This window comes from Paraburkholderia sp. XV, assembly GCF_020177535.1.
Classification (GTDB): domain Bacteria; phylum Pseudomonadota; class Gammaproteobacteria; order Burkholderiales; family Burkholderiaceae; genus Paraburkholderia; species Paraburkholderia caribensis.
Window position 1 is genome coordinate 49690 of sequence record NZ_JAGUUD010000027.1, and the last position, 24298, is coordinate 73987.

At 60.5% G+C, this 24298-nt stretch carries 23 protein-coding genes and 2 pseudogenes; 23 read left to right on the top strand and 2 right to left on the bottom strand.

What is annotated here, in order from left to right; genetic code table 11:
* The first annotated feature begins 68 nt into the window (after window positions 1–68).
* Window positions 69–1415 (top strand): ammonium transporter, encoded by a 1347-nt coding sequence (locus KFO72_RS15950; RefSeq protein WP_225032545.1) that lies wholly within the window; start codon window positions 69–71, stop codon window positions 1413–1415.
* A 227-nt stretch (window positions 1416–1642) separates the two neighbouring features.
* Window positions 1643–2320: a GntR family transcriptional regulator gene (locus tag KFO72_RS15955; RefSeq protein ID WP_225032532.1), complete on the top strand. Its 678-nt coding sequence runs from the start codon at window positions 1643–1645 to the stop codon at window positions 2318–2320.
* A gap of 195 nt (window positions 2321–2515) precedes the next feature.
* On the opposite strand, the pseudogene KFO72_RS15960 reads toward KFO72_RS15955, so the two are convergent.
* Window positions 2516–2896, bottom strand: a pseudogene (locus KFO72_RS15960) (hypothetical protein); the annotation flags it as partial.
* Between the two features lie 438 nt (window positions 2897–3334).
* Here KFO72_RS15960 and KFO72_RS15965 point away from each other — a divergent pair.
* The 20 genes from KFO72_RS15965 (at window position 3335) to KFO72_RS16060 (ending at window position 22603) form a co-directional block, all read left to right on the top strand.
* On the top strand, window positions 3335–3712 hold the full coding sequence (locus tag KFO72_RS15965; RefSeq protein ID WP_225032533.1) for a hypothetical protein: 378 nt from the start codon (window positions 3335–3337) through the stop codon (window positions 3710–3712).
* Between the two features lie 329 nt (window positions 3713–4041).
* Window positions 4042–6387 (top strand): type VI secretion system Vgr family protein, encoded by a 2346-nt coding sequence (locus KFO72_RS15970; protein ID WP_225032534.1) that lies wholly within the window; start codon window positions 4042–4044, stop codon window positions 6385–6387.
* A gap of 3 nt (window positions 6388–6390) precedes the next feature.
* The gene (locus KFO72_RS15975) at window positions 6391–7737 is read left to right on the top strand and encodes a DUF4123 domain-containing protein (RefSeq protein ID WP_225032535.1); all 1347 of its coding nucleotides are present in this window, start codon (window positions 6391–6393) and stop codon (window positions 7735–7737) included.
* A gap of 3 nt (window positions 7738–7740) precedes the next feature.
* Window positions 7741–7905 carry a hypothetical protein gene (locus KFO72_RS15980; RefSeq protein ID WP_225032536.1) on the top strand — a complete coding sequence of 55 codons (165 nt, stop codon included), beginning with the start codon at window positions 7741–7743 and terminating at the stop codon, window positions 7903–7905.
* Window positions 7902–8465, top strand: a complete 564-nt coding sequence (locus tag KFO72_RS15985) for a DUF3304 domain-containing protein (protein WP_225032537.1) — start codon at window positions 7902–7904, stop codon at window positions 8463–8465. The genes KFO72_RS15980 and KFO72_RS15985 overlap by 4 nt, the downstream gene beginning before the upstream one ends.
* A gap of 2 nt (window positions 8466–8467) precedes the next feature.
* Complete coding sequence (locus KFO72_RS15990; RefSeq protein WP_225032538.1) at window positions 8468–10000, top strand: T6SS phospholipase effector Tle1-like catalytic domain-containing protein; 1533 nt, start codon at window positions 8468–8470, stop codon at window positions 9998–10000.
* A 924-nt stretch (window positions 10001–10924) separates the two neighbouring features.
* Window positions 10925–11119 carry a hypothetical protein gene (locus tag KFO72_RS15995; protein WP_107202959.1) on the top strand — a complete coding sequence of 65 codons (195 nt, stop codon included), beginning with the start codon at window positions 10925–10927 and terminating at the stop codon, window positions 11117–11119.
* A gap of 332 nt (window positions 11120–11451) precedes the next feature.
* Window positions 11452–12039, top strand: a complete 588-nt coding sequence (locus tag KFO72_RS16000; protein ID WP_054931099.1) for an amino acid synthesis family protein — start codon at window positions 11452–11454, stop codon at window positions 12037–12039.
* A complete protein-coding gene (locus KFO72_RS16005) occupies window positions 12029–12940 on the top strand; it encodes an alpha/beta fold hydrolase (protein ID WP_054931098.1) in 912 nt (303 codons plus the stop codon). Before KFO72_RS16000 ends, KFO72_RS16005 begins: the two co-directional genes overlap by 11 nt.
* Window positions 12933–13889 carry a flavin reductase family protein gene (locus KFO72_RS16010; protein WP_225032539.1) on the top strand — a complete coding sequence of 319 codons (957 nt, stop codon included), beginning with the start codon at window positions 12933–12935 and terminating at the stop codon, window positions 13887–13889. Before KFO72_RS16005 ends, KFO72_RS16010 begins: the two co-directional genes overlap by 8 nt.
* A 63-nt stretch (window positions 13890–13952) precedes the next feature.
* Window positions 13953–15017: an LLM class flavin-dependent oxidoreductase gene (locus KFO72_RS16015; protein WP_054931096.1), complete on the top strand. Its 1065-nt coding sequence runs from the start codon at window positions 13953–13955 to the stop codon at window positions 15015–15017.
* 20 nt (window positions 15018–15037) lie between these two features.
* Window positions 15038–16510: an aldehyde dehydrogenase gene (locus tag KFO72_RS16020; protein ID WP_060609013.1), complete on the top strand. Its 1473-nt coding sequence runs from the start codon at window positions 15038–15040 to the stop codon at window positions 16508–16510.
* A gap of 23 nt (window positions 16511–16533) precedes the next feature.
* Window positions 16534–16848 (top strand): NIPSNAP family protein, encoded by a 315-nt coding sequence (locus tag KFO72_RS16025; protein ID WP_054931094.1) that lies wholly within the window; start codon window positions 16534–16536, stop codon window positions 16846–16848.
* 63 nt (window positions 16849–16911) lie between these two features.
* A complete protein-coding gene (locus tag KFO72_RS16030) occupies window positions 16912–17943 on the top strand; it encodes an ABC transporter substrate-binding protein (RefSeq protein WP_054931093.1) in 1032 nt (343 codons plus the stop codon).
* 64 nt (window positions 17944–18007) lie between these two features.
* Entirely contained in the window at window positions 18008–18892 is an 885-nt protein-coding gene (locus KFO72_RS16035) for an ABC transporter permease (RefSeq protein ID WP_225032540.1), read from the top strand.
* A 1-nt stretch (window position 18893) separates the two neighbouring features.
* Window positions 18894–19688 (top strand): ABC transporter permease, encoded by a 795-nt coding sequence (locus KFO72_RS16040; protein ID WP_054931145.1) that lies wholly within the window; start codon window positions 18894–18896, stop codon window positions 19686–19688.
* A gap of 14 nt (window positions 19689–19702) precedes the next feature.
* Window positions 19703–20791, top strand: coding sequence for an ABC transporter ATP-binding protein (locus tag KFO72_RS16045; protein WP_225032541.1), 1089 nt, complete (start codon window positions 19703–19705; stop codon window positions 20789–20791).
* A gap of 8 nt (window positions 20792–20799) precedes the next feature.
* Window positions 20800–21552 carry a GntR family transcriptional regulator gene (locus KFO72_RS16050; RefSeq protein ID WP_054931144.1) on the top strand — a complete coding sequence of 251 codons (753 nt, stop codon included), beginning with the start codon at window positions 20800–20802 and terminating at the stop codon, window positions 21550–21552.
* 54 nt (window positions 21553–21606) lie between these two features.
* Window positions 21607–21849, top strand: coding sequence for a hypothetical protein (locus tag KFO72_RS16055; protein ID WP_225032542.1), 243 nt, complete (start codon window positions 21607–21609; stop codon window positions 21847–21849).
* A gap of 391 nt (window positions 21850–22240) precedes the next feature.
* Complete coding sequence (locus KFO72_RS16060; protein ID WP_054931090.1) at window positions 22241–22603, top strand: translation initiation factor Sui1; 363 nt, start codon at window positions 22241–22243, stop codon at window positions 22601–22603.
* Window positions 22604–23110: 507 nt separating this feature from the next.
* Here the strand turns inward: KFO72_RS16060 and KFO72_RS16065 are convergent.
* On the bottom strand, window positions 23111–24007 hold the full coding sequence (locus KFO72_RS16065) for a LysR family transcriptional regulator (RefSeq protein WP_054931089.1): 897 nt from the start codon (window positions 24005–24007) through the stop codon (window positions 23111–23113).
* 221 nt (window positions 24008–24228) lie between these two features.
* On the opposite strand from KFO72_RS16065, the pseudogene KFO72_RS42300 reads away from it, so the two are divergent.
* Window positions 24229–24298, top strand: a pseudogene (locus KFO72_RS42300) (succinate dehydrogenase, cytochrome b556 subunit); the annotation flags it as partial.

Genomic DNA, 24298 nt, shown 5'->3' on the forward strand with positions numbered 1-24298 from the left:
GCATGCCGCGGCGTTTTCCAAAGGATCGCGCAATGAAAAGTCTGGTCAGATGTGTTGCGTTACTCACGATGCTGGCGCTCGCGATGCCGGCTTTCGCCGCCGACCCTGTGCCGAACAAGGGCGACACCGCATGGATGATCGTCGCGACGCTGCTCGTCGTGATGATGGCCGCGCCGGGACTCGGGCTGTTCTACGGCGGCATGGTGCGCGCGAAGAACATGCTGTCGGTGCTGATGCAGACGCTCGTCGTGTTCTGTCTGCTTGGGGTGCTGTGGGCGTTGTATGGCTATAGCGTCGCGTTCACCGAGGGCAATGCGTTCTTCGGCGGCTTCAGCAAGGCGTTCCTCGCGGGTGTGACGCCGGACACGACAGCTGCGACCTTCAGCAAAGGCGTGGTGATTCCCGAGTACATCTATGTCGCGTTTCAATTGACGTTCGCGGCGATCACGCCTGCGCTGATTGTCGGGGGCATTGCCGAGCGGGCGAAGTTTTCGGCTGTGCTGCTGTTCATGGTGCTGTGGTTCACGTTCTCGTACCTGCCCATTGCGCACATGGTCTGGTACTGGCCGGGCCCCGATGCGTACACCAGCGCCGCCGCGGGTGAAAAGGCGACGGCCACGGCAGGCTTCCTGTTCCAGAAGGGCGCAATCGACTTCGCGGGCGGCACGGTGGTGCACATCAATGCGGGGATCGCTGCGCTGGTCGGCGCGATCATGATCGGCAAGCGGACGGGCTATGGGCGCGAAACGATGGCGCCGCACAATCTCACGCTGACGATGGTCGGTGGCTCGCTGTTGTGGGTTGGCTGGTTTGGGTTCAACGTCGGCTCGAATCTCGAAGCGAATGGCGCGGCAGCACTCGCCTTCGTCACGACGCTGCTTGCGACGTGCGCGGCGACGGTGGCGTGGACTTTCGTCGAATGGACGCTCAAGGGCAAACCGTCGATGCTCGGCGCGGTGTCGGGCGCGATTGCGGGGCTTGTGGTGATTACGCCGGCGTGTGGTTTCGTCGGACCGATGGGCTCGATCGTGATGGGCTTCGCAGCGGGCATCGTGTGTTATTGGGGCGTGAATGGGCTCAAGCGCCTGCTCGGCGTCGACGATTCGCTCGATGTGTTCGGTGTGCACTGCCTGGGCGGCATCGTCGGCGCGCTGCTGACGGGTGTGTTCGCGTCGCCGCGGCTCGGCGGTACAGGCGTCTACGATTACGTCGCGAACAAGGTCGGCGACTACAGCATCGCCGATCAGTTGATCTCCCAATGCTGGGGCGTGGGGACGTCGCTGGTGTGGTCGGGCGTGGTGTCGGTGATCGCGTTCAAGCTGGTCGATATGACGATCGGTTTGCGGGTCGAGCAGGACGGCGAGCGCGAAGGGCTGGATCTCAGCTCGCACGGCGAGAACGCGTACCACTCGTGAGCGCGAGGCCATACATCGGCGTGAGGCGGCGGCGAGCGCGCGTCGCGCGGCCTGCGCAGCGCGCCGTGCGTGCACGGACGCGGTGCGGCGTAATGAGCGAACCGGCGGCGGTTCGCATCGCGGGCCGGCATCAGGGCAAGATGGACGATAATATGGCATTCCAGCCGACGCGCTATCGTTTGTGCGGCGCGCGGCAGGGCCTTCGTCCATCTTCCTTATTGCCGCCTATGTCAGACCTCAGAATCGACCGCAACGCCAAGACCCTGCGCGAACTCACGCTGGACAAGCTGCGTGGTGCGATCGTGCAGGGTTATTTCCGTCCGGGCGCGCGGCTTGTCGAACGCACGTTGTGCGACGAGTTGGGCGTGAGCCGCACGGTAGTGCGCGAAGTGCTTCGGCATCTGGAGACGGAAGGGCTCGTCGAAATCGTCGCGCGGCAAGGGCCGATTGTCGCGCGGCTCGACCCGGAGCAGGTTGGGGAAATTTACGAGCTGCGTGGATTGCTTGAAGCTAACGCGGCGCGTGCTTGTGCCGAGCAGTCGACGCCCGAACTCGTGCAGCAGTTGCGCGGCATTCGCAAGCACATTGAAGATGCGTTCGTGCAGCAGGATCTGCCGCGTGTGCTCGAGTTTACCGAACGGTTTTATGACGCGATGTTCGAAGGTGCGCAGAAGCATGTGTCGTTGACCGTTGTGAAGACGCTGAATGCGCGGATCAACCGGCTGCGGGCGCTGACGATTGCGACGCCCGGGCGTGGCGACGAATCGAATCGCGAGATGAATGCGTTGCTCGATGCGATCGAGCGGCGGGATGGGGAGGCGGCGTCGTTGGCGTCGTTTGCGCATATCCGGCGCACGTCGGAACTGGCGTTGAAGGTGCTGGCGGGGCAGGAAGACGTGGAGTGAGGTGGTAGTCAAGGTTTGGCTTTTGTCTGCGACGCCGGGTTGGTTTGGTTTGCCTGGTCTTTCGCTGGCATCCGCGATTCGTTAGCGTGCTTCACGCGTTGCCCCTGTGCGGGGCGGCACCAACATTTCTTTGCCGCCGTGCTGCAAGGAAATGTATGGTCAGCCTGGTTTTTGCAACCTGAGTCTGTGCGCTGCACGCACCCGATGCAGCGCGAGCAGCACCTGTTGTTCGGGCGTCTTGAGCGCGACAAAGCGCATCGACGGGCGTGAGGCGGCTTCGCAGATGGCTTGCGCATGGCGTGTTTCTTGTTTGCCGTTGACGAACGGACGCACGAACTGTGGGGCGATCAGGCGAGTCTGGTGCCCGAACGACCGGCATTTGCGCGCCAGCCAGTGGGCGCCCGCGCAGGCCTCCATGGCGATGATGCAGGCCGGTGCCTGGACAAGCCATGCATACAGTTGCTTGCGATTCATCTTCCTGCGCGTGAAGGGAAGAAGCAGTGCTTGGCCAGGTCGATACCGATCAGCGTTGCGTTGGCCTTGGTGGTCTCCCGGTAAAGGAAATGACCCGATCAGCGTCAGCCCGTCGGGCCATCTCGGTCAGGCTGACCATCCCATTAGTTGGTGCCGCCGCGCACAGGGCATTCCGCGGGAGAACTCTTCTCCCTGCAACCCCGTTCCTGACAAGGGTTTCCGTTCGATCCCCGTATCGTGGAAGTTTCTTGCTAATTTGCGGGACACCCACAGGACACGCTTTGGGGCGGTTTTGCAAGCGGCCCAAGTTCCTGGCGCGCCCAGCGGCCGGAAATCCGAGTCAAAAACTGAACGCGCCGGGCCTGGCATCCCCGCTTTCCCGCCGCACCGATCCGTTGCCAGACGGGCGCTTGCCGACGGCGCCGTTGCACTGCCTAAAACCGAAACTCGTGCGCAGCGGGTAATCCTTTGACACTTTGGCGTTCCGGCCGACGGATATGATCGCCGGAACGTCATGCAACCAGTCTCAGGAGAGCAACCATGAAGGACGCCACCTGTTCGAAGTTTCGCCACACGGCAACTGCCACTGCGACGCAACGCGCGCCGACGCGCACGAAGAATCAGCAGCGGCGCACCGGTCCGGAGGGTAGTTTTAGCCGAAGCCTGGGGGCCGGGTCCGGCATCGCAGCGAAGTTTGTTCCTGGATCACTGAAATGGCTTGTATCGCGCCTTTCTCCAGGTGATTCGCTCATCAGACCTGACGCGAGCGAAACAACCCGCCGCGCATGCCTGCGGGCGATCGACGCTGTGACGTTGTGCGACCCGTCGCGCAAGCACGACCTGAGTCTTTGGTTTGTGGTGCATCACACCGGGCGCGGCGAGTCGTTCAGGATGCTCAGGCTGAAGCGGCGGGCATGACAAATTTCCCCAGTTGCCCGATAGATCATTGCGCTTTGCGCCCCTTATATTGAGATTGCATCACTCCGCGCATCGCCTCGGATGCGCAAGGCCAGGTTGCTCTACGACCAACCTGGAGCAACTTTTGATAGCCCGCCGTGAGCGGGTTTTTTTATGCGTCGTAATCCAAAGGATCTGGATTCTTTCGAAATCCATCAATCAGCACGCGCAAACTTTCCTCGCAAGTCCAACTTTCGGACATTTCTCATGGCGCGGCGTGCAGTTGCACGTTCGAATTATCGTCGGCCCGCGGTGTCACCCAGACATCGGGATAATTCGGATATAAATCTATGGCTGACGGTTTCGAAGGAGATAGTCTGCGTCTTAACGGACTGACGGGCAGACAGTCTTACTTTCTTGAAGTGACGGGCAATACAGGCGCAAGCGCAAGTGGGCTTTCCGTTGTCTCATTCACAGCGACCGAGAGACTCGGCGAACCGTATCAGGTCACGGTCCGGCTTACGCATCCATTGCGGCTCGCTCGCGCCGACTATCTTGGCAAGGACGCGACGTTTTCGATTGTTCCCGAAGACCTCGACGGACGTCGTTTTGCGGGTTGGATTACCAGCTTTACCGAACTCAGGACAACGCCCGATTTCACCAGCTATGAAGTGGTGCTCGAAGCGCATTTCTCGAAGCTGGCTCGCGTCCATGCCAGCCGTATCTACCAACATGTCACCGCGCCGGAAATCATTGAGCAAGTACTGAAACGGCATGGCTTTCGGGGGCATCAGTTCAGTTTCCGACTGCGTCGCCAGCACCCTCAGCATGCGTTTCGCATGCAGTACCAGATGGATGATCTCGCCTGGGTGCAACTGCTGATGAAGCAGGAAGGCATCTACAGCTATATCACTGCGGGTGAGCATGGCGACGTGCTGAACGTCTGCGACGACATCGACCATTATGTTTATCAACCGTCGCTCGATGTGCCTTATCGCGAGCAGGCCGGTCTGGAGTCGGGTATCGAGGCGGTCAGTTCGCTCGTTACGCGAACGCAGACCGTAGCGCGATCGTTCCAGGTCGCCGACTACAACCCTGATAGCGCCTGGGAACGGTTCAGGGACGATGCCAACATAGCAGCCGAAGATAAGACCACCTACGGGCAGCCTTATGTGTGGGGTACGCATCACCCGGACGCACAGGCCGCGAAGTGGGAAGCTCAACTCAGGCATGAGACGGCTATCGCCTCGCAGGTCGTGTATGAAGGCGAGAGCAATGTTCTTGCACTGATGCCTGCGCGCATCCTGCATATCGATGAAGCATTGCCTGATGCGCCAAACGGACAGGTCGTTGTCGAAGTGGTTCATCGCGGTGCGCGGGATGAGGCCTACTCCAACAGGTACAAGGCCATTCCTTCCGACCGGCGTTTCCGGCTGGCGCTGGATGAGAGAGCGTGGCCCAGGATTGCAGGCACGCTCAGCGCACGCGTGACCTCACCCGACGAGTACAAGTATGCGTATCTGACTGCCGCCGGTTACTACGTCGTCCGCTTCGATCTCGATTTCGACGCGTGGAATCCTGGCGGCGAGAGCGTGCCTCTGCGTCTTGCAAAGCCGTTCGCGGGCGCATTGCAGACGGGCTTTCACTTCCCGCTGCTCGACGGTACAGAGGTCGCCATTGCATTCCACGACGGCAACCCGAACCGGCCATACATCGCGCACGCGATGCACAACAGCCAGGCCGTCGATCACATCACGAGCGACAACCGCTGGCTATCGCGCAATGTCATTCGCACGCAGAGCAACAACAAGCTGCGGATGGAGGACTGGGAAGGTCAGGAAGGCATCAAGCTCTCGACCGAGCATTCCGGCAAGACACAACTGAATCTCGGCTTTCTGGTCGATTCGAAGAGGCAGAAGCGCGGCGAAGGTGCCGAGGTACGTACCTCCGGGCATGCCGCTGTGCGAGGCGGGAAAGGTCTGCTGTTCACCGCGCACGACAAGCCAGGCGCAACGGGCGAATTATTGGATATGGAGCCTGGTCTGGCTTTGCTGCGCCGGGCGTTGGATCAGAGTTCGGCTCTCGCGGAAACCGTGAAAACGGCGCAGGCGATTGCAGCCGACTGCGAACGGCAGAAAGCACTTCTCGACGAGACAATCGACCAACTCAAACGCGCAGGGATATTCGTGACCGCGCCGGAAGGAATCGCACTGGTAACTGGCGGCGATCTCCAGTACAGCGCAGCGAGGAACCTCATTGCCACTGCTGGTGGCAACGCGGACATGAGCGTCGTGAGGCGCATCACGATGGCAGCGGGTGAGGCTGTTTCGGTGTTCGCCCAGCGAATGGGCATCAAGTTGTTCGCCGGGAAGGGCAAGGTCGAAATACAGGCGCAGAACGACGCCATGTCGCTCGATTCCGAAAGAGACATGACCATCAAGAGCGCAAATGGGCGTGTTGTGATCGAGGCAAAGGAAGAACTCGTCCTCAAGTGCGGCGGGTCCTACCTGCGTATGACGACGACGGGCATCGAGGACGGCACCCGTGGGGACCGCACGTGGAAAGCCGCTTCGTTCTCACGGCGTGGGCCGGCTCACCTTCCCGAAGAACTACCTGTTTTGCCCAAACCGGCCGCGACGCAATGCGCGCTGCGCGCGAGTCAATCCGGCATGCCGTTCGCAAAGCTGGAGGCTTGAGCGATGTATCGCGAGTTCGAAAACGGGATGCTTGCGCGCTTTCGCGCAATGCAATCGAAGCTGGCGGAAACTGAGCCAGAGGCGCGACTCTATGCGCTTGTCGATATGGGTCACATGAGCGACAGGGAGCGAGCTTTTCTGTGTGACGGTTGGGATAGTCAGCATAGGTCGCTCTACGCCGGTTCTGGGCTAGATCACCTGGAGCAGACCGGTCCAATCCTCTTCGCGATGCCCGACCTACAGGGCGATCAGACCTATACCGTCAGTTTCATGAGTGGGCAGGCGAATCCTCTCATGATCTTCTGGAGGGTATTGCATCTCGCCGAAATGGACGCGCAGCTTGTCTCATGGGTCTGGACGTCATGCGACATGGAGCCATTTGTGGAGCATCTGCAAACACTGCTTCATGCGCGTCTCGGCCCCGACGATGAAGAGGCATGGTTCTTCTTCTATCAGCCATCGTATCTGCGGGTGCTGTATCACTCATTACCTGATGACACGCGTAGGCATGTCTTTGGTCCGTGTCATGCGTGGTGGACATTGGACATCGAAAAGCGGCTAGTCGAACTGGCTGGCGAGAACCTGCCGACTCCTGTTGCGTGGGACGTGTTTCCGATTCCCGCCGAAACTGTCGACGAATTGAAGCGCGAAGTAGTGCCGCGACAGGTGCTTGAGTGGATCGACAAAGTAATGCCCGATCTCGTGAAAGCGCGCCGTCCCAACGATCGTGCTCTTGAAATCGCCCCCTTTGTTTATCGCGCATTGGAGTGCGGACTTGACCGCAAGAGTGATGCGAGTGTCTTCGTCCTCTATGCATTGCGATACGGCAACGGCTACGACTTGCACGCGGAATTCCAACAGGCCATTACCCGTACGATTCAAGGCGAGTGCTCTCTTATCGATGCCTTTAGCGAGATTCCTGCGGACGTATGGAAATCGGTATCGGAGTGCGCACCACTGCTGCTGAAAGAGAAGCAGAATCGCGACTGGCTGGCGGGGATCAGGCTGGCTGGCTGCATAACCACGTCCGTTTACGTAATCAACGACAGCCGACGACCGGTGCGCAATGTGCAGATCGAGTGGCCGGGAAAGCCCGATATCGATGCCCAGCGTATCGGGAATGTGGGGGATGGCTCCACTGTATCGAGTGTAACGAAAGAGTCAGTAACGGTTCCGTTGCCGGGCGACCGGATTGTCGTTCGATGGAGCGATTCGCTCAATATCGCAAATCGCGTTGAGCTCACGGTCGTAGGCTCGCTCCCGGCAGATAGCGAGTCGGGGTACATGGAACTTTTGTTTTACACGCGCGATCAGGTTGCGCAGATGCGTGCTGACAAGATCAGAGGATAAGTTATGAACAACAGGAAAATGATTGCCGGCTTGATTGGGGCTGGACGCGCAGCGCTGCTTGGCGTGTCCGTTTGGGGAGTATGTGCGTGCGTAATGGGGATGCCGCAGGGATATGTAGCTGAAATAGACGTCCATGCCGCAAACTACACCAATGACTACATTCAATGAATATCACCTGGAAACTATCGATGGGGGCGATCTATCAAGCGATGGCAAACATAAAAAGCAAACTACTGCCGGCGATTGTCGCGACCGCGTCCATCACCTGTGTCGGTTGTGCCTCTAGCGCTTCCTATATGCCGTACATGAATATATGGCCGGTCAATTACACCGAAGACGACATCCGGGACTTCCACCTGGAGACAGAGTCAGGCAAGAACTTGGCGTTAATAGGTTATGACGTACAGCGATTCTCGAAGGGCGGTAGTTCAAGTCCCGCATGCTGTGCGAGCCTTCCTGGAGTTGGGGCCAACGTACGTGTCATCTGGAGAACAGGTGACAAATATGCGCAAGAATCGGAATGGCAAACGCACAGCAGTACAACCCGAATCAAGGGCGCAACGTCAAAAGATCCAGATACGGGAATTCATTTGATTGTCCGCTTTTTTTCCAATGAGAAGGTAGAGGCAGAGTATATCGTTCGTTCAGATGACATCCATAGCCCAGTAAATCCCCGCGTCGATCTGTTACTCAGAGGCGAGCGAGCAATGCGCAACCCTGGAGACTAATAATGCAGGACTGGATAACAGATAGTCATGAGGCTTTTGAACAGAAAATCAAAACGGCAACAGAACTCTATGCCGAGGAGTTTGGTACGTGTACCACTTGTGAGCAAATGCCATGGATCAGCTTTTTCTTTGACGGAACTGGAAATAATAGAAATATTGACATTCCGTTGGAAAAACAATCTAACGTAGCCCGCTTATGGCAAGGCCATATGGATGACTTCCCCGTCATTCAACGACTTTACTATGCGGGAGTTGGAACACCTCTTGAGGCTAGTAATCCCACGTGGATTGATCGGATACGCGACAGCGAAGCGCTGGGAGGCGGTACTGGACTGGGCGGCGATATTCGAATCAAGAATGGCTTGCGCGACCTGGATGTGGTCTTGTCGCAGAATCATCGCGTCTCCCGAGTGGACATAGCTGTTTTCGGATTTTCACGCGGTGCGACGCTGGCGCGAGCTTTTGTCAATCGATTGCTCCAGAGGTGCGAGCGTAAGAACGGTGTGCCGCACTGGCCGTGTACTACCGCTATCGATGGCAAGAGCGCTCCGCTGCGTATCCGTTTTCTAGGCATTTTCGACACCGTCGAATCAGTCGGCCTGCCAGCGCATGACTTAACCGATATGTTGATGCATGTGCCAGAGGACGTCGAACAGTGTTTGCATTTAGTGGCCGGACACGAAGTCCGCTCAGCATTCCCGCTTACGCGACTGGGACAGATAACCGATACACATCGCGAGTTCGTCTATCCTGGTGTGCATTCTGACGTGGGCGGTGGATACAAACCGGGGGAGCAGGCACGCAGTGACGCGCTTGCACGCATCCCTCTTAACAGAATGCGCCTCGAAGCCGCGATAGCCGGTGTTCCCTTCACACCCCCCGCGCTCCTGGACAAGAAAACCTCCGACCTCTTTGAGTATGCCCCAGACCTGAAAGCATCCTTTGACGAGTTCGAGGCCGCGGCAGATATCGGGAGCACTTTGGACGCCACGATGGCCGCACACATGCGTCTCTATTATGGATGGCTCAAAGCCCGCTATCAGACGAACCCATGCGACGTGTACAAAGACGTATGTGGAGCAAATTTACAGAGTGAAAAGGACCTTGAGAGGATCAGGTCTTCTCACACTACTATCGCTGCACAACTGGACTCACTCAACTGGCGGCGTTATTGGATGGAAGTTGAGAAGACGAATCCGCGCGAGTGGCAAGACCGGGAAAAAAATGGTGGCGTACCACCTAAACTTTCCCCCGAGGAGCAAGCTTACTATGATGCTTGGCTCAATCCACCGATGCTATCCGACAGCCTGATTCGTTTCTTCGATCAATATGTTCACGACTCTCGGGCCGGCTTTGAGTCTTTTATCGGAAAGGGGTTGTATCTGACAGCGCGCGAGATCATTGCGCCATCTGGCGACCAACCGATCAAGGCGAACGTGCCGTCTCCCAAAGTCAAAACAGATGCTATTTCATATAACCAGGTCACGCCCATAGGGAGTACGCATGTTCAGGTCGCGCCGTCAGTCACGCAATAATCACGGGACTATCGAAACCATTTCAAAGAACGGCCCACCCGTCTATCTTCGAGAACAGCGGATGGGAGCGAGTACGAAATCTCGCTCGACGGGACGCTGTCCGGCACACTAAGGAGCGGCCGGTCCGTATCAATCTCTGACGCACACTATATTGCAGACTACAGCATCAACAGGTTCCTTAATACCGTATCGCATGTAGTGCGCTTCCTGAACGACGGAACACTCTGCTATTCGACTGACCTCGCGGCCACCATTCTCGACTGTAGCTTCAAGAATCTGCGAGGAACGATTAGTCACGGGCGGCTTGTTGCCGGGTGCGGCGGGACGCACGGTGAACGGCTATTCAGACACAGTGACCAGGAAGGAAACACGTCCAGCAAGGAGAAGTAGCGATGCGTTACGACATAAGGAGCGGTGACCATACGACGACGGGTGGCGTCGTCTTTACGCCTCACCGTGGGGATACGTTGGACGGAAAGGAGTTGGCATACGAGGGGGACGTGGTCAAGTGCTTCGCCTGCGGGACAAATGGACGTATCGTTTGCATTGGAGAGCGGCCACACGAAACTGGCGTGAGCGGAAAACACAGTGCGTTGAGCGATGACCTCTGCGTGTGTAAATGCGATCCGCCGCCCCGGCTGGTCGCCTCCCAGCATCGCAGCGGCTGTTGATTGTTGTTTGGCCCGCACTCTCGTCCATGTCAAAGGCACGAGCCGGCCGCCAGAAAAGACGCCAAGTTTCGAAGATTTCCGATAGGCGCACGCGTACTCCTCTGTCACACTTTGCAGGCCGGTCCCGTACGGCTGGGGCGTGACGCTTCGGCTGACGAGGTCAAGTGGTGCGCCGCCTGTAACCGCCCACGTCGCGAACGTATGTCTAAGATCGTGCCAGCGAAAGTTGCGGATTTTGGCCACGCGACGAAACGTGATCGAATGCCTTGATTTCCCGCTACGTGCCGCCGAGCGCGTTCGGAAAGTTGCGGGCCTGACGCGTTTTTCCGGCAGGCCATTCGCGGCGGGGCGCAGCACGCGCGACAATTCGGCCGTTTTCCAGCCCGATATCTCTTTGGTCGTGATCCCGCTCAGCGGACGGTCCAGCCACGACGCGAACGGCTTTTGAATATCCGCGACGATGCGCGCGCCGGTCGACCGCTCGGCCCTAACGAACGGGCCGCAGGTGCCCGTCAGGTACTCCGCCGGCGTCGGGGACCACCTTGACCCGTTCGGCATCGTTCGCGCGCGGCTCGCTTTTCGCAACAATGATGCCCGCAAAAACCCCGAACCACCCTTACGGTTTCTCCACCGCACCCCCATCCAAAAACATGCCAGCATTGGCATAACCCATATCATGGTATTCCATAATATTGACGCGCTTGGTGCGGACCGTAAGATGGCATACCATAATCTCAACGAACGACATCCACGGCCAAGAGCCCCCGTCAGGAGAACGATATGAAGCTGGAAGTCCGCAAGCTGGTCACCTACGTCGAAGAGACCTTTATTGAAGGCGGCAAGGAAGCCCAACGTCCGCTGAAGCTGTTCGGCGCGGCAGCCGTGCTCCGCAATCCGTGGGCGGGCCGCGGCTTCGTCGAGGATCTGAAGCCTGAAATCCACGGCCTCGCCCCGCAGCTAGGCGAGATGCTGACAGCAGAAATGCTGCGAGTCGCGGGCTCAGGCGATGCAATCGAAGGCTACGGCAAGGCCGCCATCGTCGGCACGTCGGGCGAGATCGAGCACGCGTCGGCGCTGATCCACACGCTGCGCTTCGGCAACCACTATCGCAAGGCGGTCGGCGCGAAGAGCTATCTGAGCTTCACGAACCTGCGCGGCGGCCCGAACTGCCCTATCTCGATTCCGCTGATGCATAAGCACGACGAAGGCATGCGCTCGCACTACCTGACCGTGCAGTTCTCGATCGTCGATGCACCCGCGCCCGATGAACTCGTCATCGCACTTGGCGCATCGATTGGCGGCCGTCCGCATCACCGGATCGGCGACCGCTATCAGGACCTGAAGGAGCTCGAGTCCAATGAAGCCTGAGCTTGCTCACGTGCGCGCGGTGTCGCGCGGCGAGGTGGCCGGCACGAGCTATAGCGTGCACGCGCCGCAGTGCGCCGATGCACGCGAGACGGTCGTGCTGATTCACGGCGTGGGCATGAACCAGAGTGTATGGGCGCCGCAGATCGACGCGCTGACCTCGGCCTACCAGGTCGTGGTGTACGACATGCTCGGCCACGGCAACAGCGCGTTGCCGACGGCCATGCCGACGCTCGACGAATACGCAGCGCAGCTCGATGCGCTGCTCGATACGCTTCAAATCGGGCGCGCGCACGTGGTCGGGCATTCGATGGGCGCGCTGGTCGCACTCGAATTCGCGCTAGCGCATCCCGAGCGCACGCTGAGTGTGACAGCGCTCAACGCGGTGTACGACCGCACGCCCGCGCAGCGCGCAGCCGTGATGAACCGTGCCGCGACCCTCGGCGAAGCGTCGGCGGAAAAGCCCGCCGAAGCAGGCATCGATGCAACCTTGTCGCGCTGGTTCGGCGATCCAGTTCCCGCGCATCTGACGCAGGCCGCGCGGGCCGTGCGCGGGCTGTTGCTGTCGGTCGATCCCGTTGGCTATGCGCGCACCTACCGGCTGTTCGCGTCGTCGGACGATGCGCATGTCGGCCGGCTCGCGAGTCTGCCCGTGCCCGCGCTGTTCCTGACGGGCGAATGCGATCCGAACTCGAGCCCGGCGATGTCGCGCGCGATGGCCGCGGCCACGCCGCACGGACGCGCCGAAATCATCGCGAACGAGCGTCACATGATGAATGTCACCGACCCCGCGCGCGTCAACGCAAGCCTCCTCGCGTTCCTCGCCGAAGTATCGGCTTCGAGTCCGAGGGCTGCGGCCCAATACGCCGTCAACGGATCGATCTCTGGAGAACATCATGGCTGAACCCAGTAATCAGCAGCCTTTCGATAGCGCGGAATTCCGCCGCGCACTCGGCGCATTCGTGACGGGCGTGACGGTCGTTACGACAATCCAGCCTGACGGCTCGCCGCGCGGCTTCACGGCAAACTCGTTCACGTCGGTGTCGCTCGATCCGCCCCTCGTGCTGGTGTGCATCGCGAAGACGGCTTCGAGCTACGAAGTGTTTTCGCAGACGAAACACTTTGCGGTCAGTGTGCTCGCCGAAGACCAGAAGAACGTGTCGGGCGTGTTCGCGTCGAAAGCCGCCGACAAGTTCGCACAAGTCGCATGGTGTGCGCGCACGACGGGTGCGCCCGTGATGGACGGCGCCGCCGCGAGCTTCGATTGCACGACCCATGAAGTGGTCGATGCCGGCGATCACGTCATCCTGATCGGACGCGTGGTCGATTTTGTTCATACCAGTTCGTCGCCGCTCGGTTATTGCCGGGGCGCGTATGTGAACTTCAGCCTGTCGCAGGACGCGCTTGCTGCAGCGGGCGCTCGCGCCCAGGTCGGCGCGATTCTCGAACATCGCGACGGTCTCGTGCTGCTCGATACGCCCAAAGGCCTGCAATTGCCGACGGGCCACAAGCTCGAACCCGCAAGCGACGCAACCAGCCTGCACGGCGTGCTCGCGAAGCTCGGCCTCAATGTGCATCTCGACTTTATTTTTGCCGTGTTCGAATCGGGTAACGGGCCTGCGTCGAGCGTGCAGATCTACTACCGCGGCCGGGTGATCGACAGCGGCGCGGCATGGATCGACAGCACGATCCGCATCGTGCCGCTCGGGGCGATTCCGTGGGGCGAACTGCGCGACGACGCGGTGCGCTCGATGCTCGAACGCTACGTGCGCGAACGCAGTGAGGACGCATTCGGCATCTATGTCGGCGATACGGAAGCGGGCACGGTGCAGACACTCGCACTCGCGCACTGAAGCCTCCGTTCGCCGCGCCGCGCGCGACGCACAACCCGCAGTTGCCATCGGAGAAGACACATCATGAAGTTTTCGTTGTTCCTGCACATGGAGCGGTACGACAACACGACGTCGCATCGCGAACTGTTCGACCAGATGACGGAGCTGGTGCAGATTGCCGAGCGCGGCGGATTCGAGACCGCGTGGATCGGCGAGCATCACGCGATGGAATTCACCATCGCGCCGAATCCGTTCGTCAACCTGTCGTATCTCGCCGCCAGGACGGAGCGCATCCGGCTCGGCACGGGCACCGTGATCGCGCCGTTCTGGCATCCGATCGCGCTCGCAGGCGAAGCGGGCATGGTCGACGTCGCCAGCAATGGGCGGCTCGACCTCGGTATTGCACGCGGTGCCTATTCGTTCGAATACGAGCGTCTGTTGCCCGGCCTCGACGCCATGGGCGCGGGCGCACGCATGCGTGAACTGGTGCCCGCGTTGCGCAAGCTCTTCGAAGGCGACTACGTGCATCAGGGTGAATTCTGGTCGTGGCCTTCAACGACGCCCGTGCCGCGTCCCGTGCAGCAACCGCATCCGCCAATGTGGCTCGCCGCGCGCGATCCGAATTCGCATGCGTTCGCAGTGGCCAACGGCTGCAACGTGCAGGTGACGTCGCTGGCGTCGGGCGATGCCGAAGTCGTGAGCCTGATGGATCGCTTCAATGCCGCATGCGCCGCGCACCCCGAGGTGCCGCGTCCGCAGGTGATGATGCTGATGCATACGTTCGTCGGCGCGAATGCAGCCGAAGTCGATGCCGCTGCCGAAGACCTTGCGAGCTTCTATCGCTACTTCAGCAAGTGGTTCAAGAACGAACGGCCCGTCGAGCAGGGTTTCATCGAACCGCTCACGGATGCCGACGTCGCGATGTTCCCGCAATACGCGTCCGACGCGATCCGCAAGAACCTCGTGATCGGCGAGCCGAAGCAGGTGATCGCGCGGCTCAAGGGTTACGAAGAACTCGGCTACGACCAGTACAGCTTCTGGCTCGACAGCCACATGAGTTTCGAGCGCAAGCGCAAGTCGCTGGAACTGTTCATCTCCGACGTGATGCCCGCTTTTGCATCTGCTGACCCAACTGAAGTGATGCACTAACCGAACACGGAGTGGCTGACATGGTCCAGCGGTTCCAGCAATACATCGACGGCGCATTCGAAGGCGCGCGCGAACAGTTCGACAGCGTCGATCCATCGACGGGCGAAGTGTGGGCGCGCATGCCCGCCGCCAGCGCCGGCGACGTGGATCGCGCCGTGCAGGCCGCGCACCGCGCATTGACCGATCCGTCGTGGGCGAACCTGACAGCGAGCGCGCGCGGCAAACTGCTGTACAGGCTCGCCGATCTCGTCGCGCAGCACGCGCCGCGCCTGGCCGAACTCGAAACGCAGGACACGGGCAAGATCATCCGCGAGACGCGCAGCCAGATCGGTTATGTCGCGGAGTACTACCGCTATTACGCGGGCGTTGCCGACAAGATCCAGGGCGCGTGGCTGCCCGTCGACAAACCGGACATGGAAGTGACGCTGCGCCGTGAACCCGTCGGCGTGGTCGCGGGCATCGTGCCGTGGAATTCGCAGCTGTTTCTGTCGGCCGTGAAGGTTGGACCGGCGCTCGCGGCGGGCTGCACGATCGTCCTCAAGGCATCTGAAGAAGGTCCCGCGCCGTTGCTCGAATTTGCGCGCCTCGTGCATGAAGCGGGCTTTCCGAAGGGCGTCGTCAACATCGTGACGGGCTTCGGTAACGACTGCGGCCGCACGCTGACGAGCCATCCGCTCGTGTCGCGCATCGCGTTCACGGGCGGACCGGAAACCGCGCGCCATGTGGTGCGCAATTCGGCGGAGAACCTTGCGGCAATGTCGCTGGAACTGGGCGGCAAGTCACCCGTGCTGGTATTCGACGACGCCGATCTCGACAGCGCGTGCAACGCCGTCGTCGCGGGCATCTTTGCGGCAACGGGACAAAGCTGTGTCGCGGGCTCGCGGCTCATCGTGCAGCGCGCTATTCACGATGCGCTGCTCGAACGTCTGATCGCAAAGGCGCAGGCGATCCGCATCGGCAATCCGCAGGACATGGCGACCGAAATGGGTCCGCTCGCAACGCGCCGTCAACTCGAGCATATCGAACACGTGCTGCGCGCGAGCATCGAAGCGGGCGGCCGCGTGGTGACGGGCGGCAAGCAGCCGGACGGTATCGGCAACGGCAATTACTTTCTGCCGACCATCGTCGATTGTCCGCACCCGCAGGTGCCGAGCGTGATGGAAGAGCTGTTCGGCCCGGTGCTGAGCGTCGTCACGTTCGATACGGAAGCCGATGCCATCGCGCTCGCCAACGACACGCGCTACGGCCTCGCATCCGGCGTGTTCACGCGTGATCTCACGCGTGCGCATCGTCTCACGCGTGCGCTGCGCGCGGGCATCGTGTGGGTCAACACGTATCGCGCGGTGTCGCCCATCGTACCGTTCGGAGGCTATGGCTTGAGCGGCCTCGGCCGTGAAGGCGGACTCGAAGCCGTGCTCGAGTACACGCGCACGAAATCGGTCTGGATCCGCACGTCGGACGAACCGATCGCCGACCCGTTCGTGATGCGCTAAAGCCCAACTGTCGAGGACGCCACATGTACTACGAAATCCGCACATACCGCATCAAGACGGGCGCTGTGCCCGCCTATCTGAAGCTCGTCGAGGAAGAGGGCATCGAGTTGCAGAAGCGGTATCTGGGTCAACTGGTCGGCTACTTCTTTTCGGAGATCGGCCCGCAGAACCAGATCGTGCATATCTGGGCTTACCCGAGTCTCGACGAACGCGAACGACGCCGCGCGGCGCTCGCGCAAGACGCGACATGGCAGGCCTTTGCGCCAAAGATTCAGGCGCTGATGGAAGAGATGGAAAACAAGATCATGAAGCCAGCACGTTTTTCGCCGCTTGCCTGAGAGAGCGTTCGACTGGCCGCCGTACACGTTGCCTCGATACCCACCCGTTTCCTGGAGATTGACATGAGCAGCAGAAGCACCTCGTTTATCGCGCCGCTGATCGCATTCTGCGCGGCAACGCTCGCGGCGGCGCCCGCCCTCGCCGCAGATCCCATCGTGTTTACGAGCTGGGGCGGCACCACTCAGTCATCGCAGCAGAAGAACTGGGCGCAGCCCTTCACGCAGGAAACGGGCATCAACGTGCTGATGGACGGTCCGACCGATTATGGCAAGCTCAAGGCGATGGTCGACAGCGGCAATGTGAACTGGGATGTCGTCGACGTCGAAGGCGATTTTGCGTATGCAGCGCAAAAGGCCGGGCTGATCGAGCCAATCGATTATTCCGTCGTGAAGAAAGACGAACTCGATCCGCGCTTCTCGACGCCCGATGCCGTGGGCAGCTTCTATTACTCGTTCGTGCTCGGCTACAACAAGGCGAAGTTCGCGAGCGCGCAGCCGCAGACGTGGGCCGATCTGTTCGACACGAAGAAATTCCCCGGCAAGCGCACGTTCTACAAGTGGTCGGCGCCCGGCGTGCTGGAAATCGCGCTGCTCGCCGACGGCGTGCCGCCCAACAAGCTCTATCCGCTCGATCTCGACCGCGCCTTCAAGAAGCTCGACACGATCAAGGGCGATATCGTCTGGTGGAGCGGCGGCGCGCAATCGCAGCAACTGCTCGCGTCGGGTGAAGCGCCCATCGGCATGTTCTGGAACGGCCGCCTGCATGCGCTCGAACAGACGGGCGTGCCCGTCGGTATTTCGTGGAACCAGAACCTGACGGCCGCCGACATGCTGGTGATTCCGAAGGGCGCAAAGCACAAGGCAGAAGCGATGAAGTACCTGGCCGCCGCGACCAGCCCGCAGGCGCAGGCCAAGTTCGCGACGGACACCGGCTACGCGCCCATCAACGTGAAGTCGGCCTCGCTGATGTCGCCCGCCGTCGCGAAGACGCTACCCGATCAGTACAAGACCTCGCAGATCAATCTCGACATGAAGTACTGGGCCGAGAATCGCGATGCGATCGCCAAGCGCTGGTACGCATGGCAATCGAAGTGAAGATCGGGGCGAGACTCAGGTCTCGCAACGTGTCCCACAGTGATCGAAGTGGATGGGAGACACCATGCCTAATGTTCTGAGTACCGTCGCGCATGCGCCCGCGACGGCCGCGCGCCCGCGGCGCGACTGGCGCAGCGTGCGCCTGCTGCTGCCCGCGCTGCTGCTGCTGGTGATCTTCTTTCTGCTACCCGTGCTGTCGCTGCTGTTGCGCAGTGTGCTCGAACCGTCGCTGGGAATGCAGAACTACGCGCAACTGGTAGGCTCGACAACCTATCTGCGCGTGTTCGGCAACACCTTTCTGGTGGCGACCGTGGTGACGCTGGCGACGCTCGCGATCGGCTTTCCGACTGCATGGCTGCTCGCCATTGCACCGCGCAAGCTGAGTTCGCTGCTGTTCGCAATCATGCTGCTGTCGATGTGGACCAACCTGCTGGCGCGCACCTTCGCGTGGATGGTGCTGCTGCAGCAGACAGGGCCGATCAACCGCATGCTGATGGCGCTAGGCATCATCAGCGAGCCGCTGACGCTGGTGAACAACCTGATCGGCGTGACGATCGGCATGACGTACATCATGCTGCCGTTTCTCGTGATGCCGTTGCACGCAACCTTGCGCAGCATCGATCCGTCGACACTGCGGGCCGCGGCGATCTGTGGCGCTAGCCGCTGGCAGGCTTTCTGGCGCGTGCTGGTACCGCTGGCGATGCCGGGTGTCGCATCGGGCGCGCTGATGGTGTTCGTGATGGCGCTCGGTTACTTCGTCACGCCTGCATTGCTTGGCGGCGCTTCGTACATGATGCTCGCCGAACTCATCGCGCAGCTCGTGCAGCAATTGCTGAACTGGGGCCTCGCTGGTGCGGCTGCGTTCGTGCTGCTGGCTGTCACGCTTTCGCTGTATGCGTTGCAACTGCGCTTCACGGGCGGTGCACGTGCAAGTGTGGGAGGCCGCTGACATGCTGCTCGATTTCGACCGTCTGGGCGCGCTGCGCTGGGCCTTGGTCTCTGTTGGCGTTGGCGTTGCACTGTTCCTTCTGCTGCCGATCGTCTTTATCGTCGCGCTGTCATTCGGCGATTCTCAGTGGCTGATCTTTCCGCCGCCGGGCTGGACGCTGGAGTGGTATCGCCAGTTGTTCACCGACGCTGGCTGGATCGACTCGCTGCTCACCAGCGCGAAGCTCGCGGTGATAGTAACCGTGTTGTCCGTGCTGATCGGCTTTCTCGCGTCGCTGGCGCTGGTGCGCGGCAAGTTTCGCGGACGCAATGCCGTGCAGGCTTTCTTCCTGACGCCGATGGTGCTGCCCGTCGTCGTGCTCGCTGTCGCGCTGTATGCGTTCTTCCTGCGCATCGGCCTGAACGGCACGATGACGGGCTTCGTGATCGGCCATCTGATCATTGCGTTGCCGTTCTCGATTATCTCGATCAGCAACTCGCTAGCGAGCTTCGACACATCGCTAGAAGATGCCGCGCTGATCTGCGGTGCGTCGCCGCTCGAAGTGAAGCTGCGCGTCACGTTGCCTGCGATCCGGCTCGGCATCTTCGCGGCCGCGATCTTCTCGTTCCTCGCATCGTGGGACGAAGTGGTGGTGTCGATCTTCATGGCGAGCCCAACGCTGCAAACGTTGCCCGTGCGTATCTGGGCGACGCTGCGGCAAGACCTGACGCCCGTCGTCGCGGCGGCGTCTTCGTTACTGGTCGGCCTGACGGCTGTGTTGATGCTGGCGGGCGCCGTGTTGCGCCGCGCGCGATAACCAAGGTGAACGACATGACTGCATTCCTGCAAATCCAGCGCCTGCGCAAAACATACGACGACGTCGTCGCCATCGATCACGTTTCTCTCGATGTGCGCAAGGGCGAATTCATGACGTTCCTCGGGCCGTCCGGTTCGGGCAAGAGCACGACGCTGTACATCGTCGCGGGCTTTCAGGAGCCGAGCGAAGGGCGCGTGCTGCTCGACGGCAAGCCTTTGCTTTCCGTTGCGCCGAACAAGCGGAACATCGGCATGGTGTTTCAGCGCTACACGTTGTTTCCGCATCTGACGGTGGGCGAGAACGTCGCGTTTCCGTTGCGCGTGCGCCGCCGTCCCGAAGCCGAAGTGAGAGCGAAAGTGGAGCAGATGCTCAAGCTCGTGCATCTGTCCGAATGCCGCGACCGTATGCCCGCGCAATTGTCTGGCGGGCAGCAGCAGCGCGTCGCGATTGCGCGTGCGCTCGCCTATGATCCGCCTGTGCTGCTGATGGACGAGCCGCTGTCCGCACTCGACAAGAAGCTGCGCGAAGAAATCCAGCTTGAACTGCGGCGCATCCATCAGGAAACGGGCGTCACCATTCTCTATGTGACGCATGATCAGGAAGAAGCGCTGCGTCTGTCGGACCGTATTGCGGTGTTCAACAAGGGGCGCATCGAACAGGTCGGCACGGGCGAAGAACTATATGCGAACCCTGCATCGCGCTTTGTTGCGAGCTTTATCGGCAATTCGAATTTCCTGCCTGTGCGCGTAACGTCGCACACCGATGGACGCATGAACGGTGTGTTCCCGAATGGTCATCAGGTTACGTCCGGCAGTTTCAACCCGGCGCTCACGGCAGGCGACGACGGCACGCTGATGATTCGCCCGGAGCAGATGCGCATCCAAGCGATGCGCGATGCGAATGGCACAGCAGGCTTGCCGGTCACAGTGCGCGACATTACGTATCTCGGCGATGCGATGCATTACGCGGTGGCAACACCATGGCAACAGGAGATCTCGATCCGCATGCCCGCGGGACAGCGCCATGACAGCGGGCTGTCGATCGGCACGAACGCGCTCGTCGATTGGGATACGCGCGACGTGCGGCTCTTTGCTCAAGCGTGACGATTGCCATGAGTGATGCACTGCCGTCGCTGAAGGTCGAACGCCGCACGACGACGCTGCGCGAACTCACGCTGGAGAAAATGCGTGCGGCGATCGTCGATGCGCATTTTCGTCCGGGCGAGCGGCTCGTCGAGCGTTCGCTGTGTGAAGAACTGGGCGTGAGCCGGACGGTCGTGCGCGAAGTGTTGCGGCATCTGGAGACGGAAGGGCTGGTCGATTCGATTCCGAACCAGGGGCCGATCGTCGCGATACTCGATCTCGATACGGCTGCCGAGATCTACGAAATACGCGCTTTACTAGAGGGCGAAGCCGCAATGGCCTGCGCGCAGCACGCCGACGAAAACACGCATGCGGAGCTGGCCGGCTGCATCGAAAAGATCCAGGCCGCGTTCGATGCGCAGGATCATCAGGCCGTGCGCGCCTTCACGTCGGCATTCTACGAATGCATGTTCACGGGCGGCAAGAAGAGCGTGGCGTGGGACATCGTGCAGTCGTTGACGGCGCGTATCAACCGGCTGCGTGCATTGACGATCGCATCCGATGATCGCGGCCGCCAGGCCGTTCAGGAAATGCGCCGGATTCTCGCGGCGATTCGCGCACGTGCGCCCGTTGAGGCACGCGATGCCGCGACCGCACACGTCGAACGCGTCGCCGAGATTGCGCGTCATCTACTGCGCGAGGGGCAGGAGAGCGCGGAGACGCGGGGCAGGTTAGGGCTGGTAAGCCATCGCAGTCCGGCTGAAGTCGAACGGGAGCGCTGATCGCTGGCGGCCTGGAGCGGGGTTTTTCAACAACGCATAGGGGAGAGCGTGGGCATGAATAGGGGATCACCGGGCACGGGTGACGTCGGCGTAGACATGGCGTCGAACGTATTCAATGGACAGCGGGATTCTGCAACGGACATTCCGTTACGCGTGACGATCCGGGGCGTCTCCATCTGCCTGCTGATGATTCTGGCGGAAGGCTACGGCGTCGCGATCTCTACGATACGACCGTGGTGGTCTGCAGTTGCATCGGGGAGCGGCCATGCTCGCCAATCGACTCTGGCAGGCGCGTAATATCGCGTTGTAAGTTCATCGGGCATCCCGTGCGCCGACTGAGTGGCTGCCGGTTTACAGCGCGAGTCCGCCTGAGGACATCGGAAGGGGACTTCACGCATGCCTGCCGACGCACCCCTGTAGCTTCGCCTCGCCACCGAAATCAAGGGCTGGCCGCTGTTGCACGCGGCGCATGTACTCGCGGGCGGTCTCATCGGGTTGGCTTGCGTGGTTGGGGTGCACATCGCGGTGCGCCGTTTTTTGCGGTGATCTTTCCGTTCACCTGCTTTTCGTCGACACGGATGGCCCCAGCCATCGGTTCGAAGTCACACGCTCTGGCCGGATTGTTTGGCAAGCCCAGCGGGATACGCCCTGCTAAACTCGTTCCGATTAGTCTCTGAGTAAGCCGATCATGAAGAGTAGTTCAAAAGGTGGCCTTGTCTATTCCACCGATGGTGGGCGGATGTGTCCTGAATGTAGGCAGGTACTTGCGGAATGTGTCTGCAAGGCGGTTGCCAGGGCACAACCGGTGGGCGATGGTGTAGTACGGGTGACTCTCGTGACCAAGAGTCGGGGCGGAAAAAGCGTGACGATCGTCAAAGGGCTGGCGCTCGATCCTCTTGCTCTGGCGTTGCTAGGCAAGCAGTTGCGCACGGCATGCGGTTCTGGTGGAACGGTCAAGGACGGCGTGATTGAAGTACAGGGCGACCATTGCGAGCGAATCATCGAAGCGCTCAGAAAGGACGGGCACACTGCGAAGCGGGCCGGGGGCTAATTGCGCTAGTGAGCGGCGAAGCGATCTCCGTCGGTCTAAAGGCCATCAACAAGGGTGTCGTTGTCGTCCGTTCATCGAGAACGGATAGTGCTTATGTTCCCGATGACTCCGCGTATGCCGGCATGCTCTGCGATAACCCATCATTCCGGCGAGTAGCCCGGTAATCACACTGCCTCCCCGCTTCTATTTTCCCGGGGCGGATCCGCACTCCAGTTGTTCTGGGTTGAGCGCCTCACGTCCAGCCATTTGCCGTTAATGCCTTTGCTCGCCGAGCGGACCATCGCACCTGCCTGCAGCCCCGCTGACGAATTGAAGATATACAGGTTTGCGCGGTTCGGGGTGTTTTGAATGCCGAATCTCTTGGCGGATTACCTTGAGTGCCACGAATATATTGAACGTGTTGCCGAGGCAAAAGCGCCGTTCAAATGCGCCAAGCTCATCAAGCAAATCGAAACGTACTTGCAGTCGCTGGCCTTGCGCATGGCCGAACCCCACCCCCAACCTCCACTACAACATCTCCGCCGCAAACACCGAAGCCTGCGCGAGAAAATTCGCTGTCTTTGCCGGCGTCGATTCAATCCGCGACGCCAGCACCAGCCGGATAGAAATAGGCTTACCGAGCGCATCGATATACACGACGCCTTCAACCTGTATCTGACAAACAGAAGCCGGCACCAGCGACACACCAAACTCCGCCGCCACGAGATTCACTACTGACGACAACTGCGGCGCCTGCTGTCCGGCAATCGGCTCAAAGCCTGCTTCCCGGCAGGCCCCGACGATCACATCATGCAACGTCGGGCTAGCCTCTCGCGGCAGCATCACGAACGGGTCTTCGGCCAGATCCGATAGCGCGATCTTGCGCTTCTTCGCAAGACGATGCGTGGCGGGCAGCACGATCTTCATTGGCTCGGTTGCGATGTGATGGAACTGCACGCCAGCGGGCGACTGGCTGCCGAGCCGCACGAACGCGACATCCACACGGCGTTCGTCGAGATAGGCGAGCAGTTGCGCCGTATTGCCCTCCGCCAGCGTCAACGTGACGTTCGGATAAGCCTGCCGGTACGCGCGGATCAGCTTCGACACGACAGGATTGAAAGCCGCCGAGCCCGTAAAGCCGATGTTCAGTTGCCCGATCTCGCCGCGCCCGGCGCTCTGCGCCTTTTCGACGGCGATGCGCGTGTCGTGCAGGATGCGTTTGGCGTCGGTGGCGAAGGCTTCGCCCGCTTCCGTCAGCACGACCCCATGCCCCGTGCGGCGAAACAGGCGCACGCCCATTTCGTCTTCGAGCGCGTGGATTTGCTGGCTGAGGGGCGGCTGACCGATGCCCAGCCTTTCGGCCGCGCGCGTGACGTTGCGCTCTTCGGCAACGGCAAGGAAGTAGCGGATATGACGCAGTTCCATCCGATATATGAAAAAACTATTTCAGAAAGACGCGATAGATATTGGACAGTATAACAGTCCCGCGACAAAATATCGCTATCGCGCGGTCCGCCGCCCCGAACGTCTCCCCGGATAACGTCCCCAACAATCGTCAAGAGGAGAAAGGCAGGACGCATCGCGCCTGGGGTGGCGTGCGGCTATGCCGTCGTTGTTTCGTCTTGAAGAACCGAAAGGGGTCTACTGTGGCAGATGCATTGAAAAAACCGAGGCCGGAATACCGGAACATCGGTATCGGGCAGATATTGACGGCAT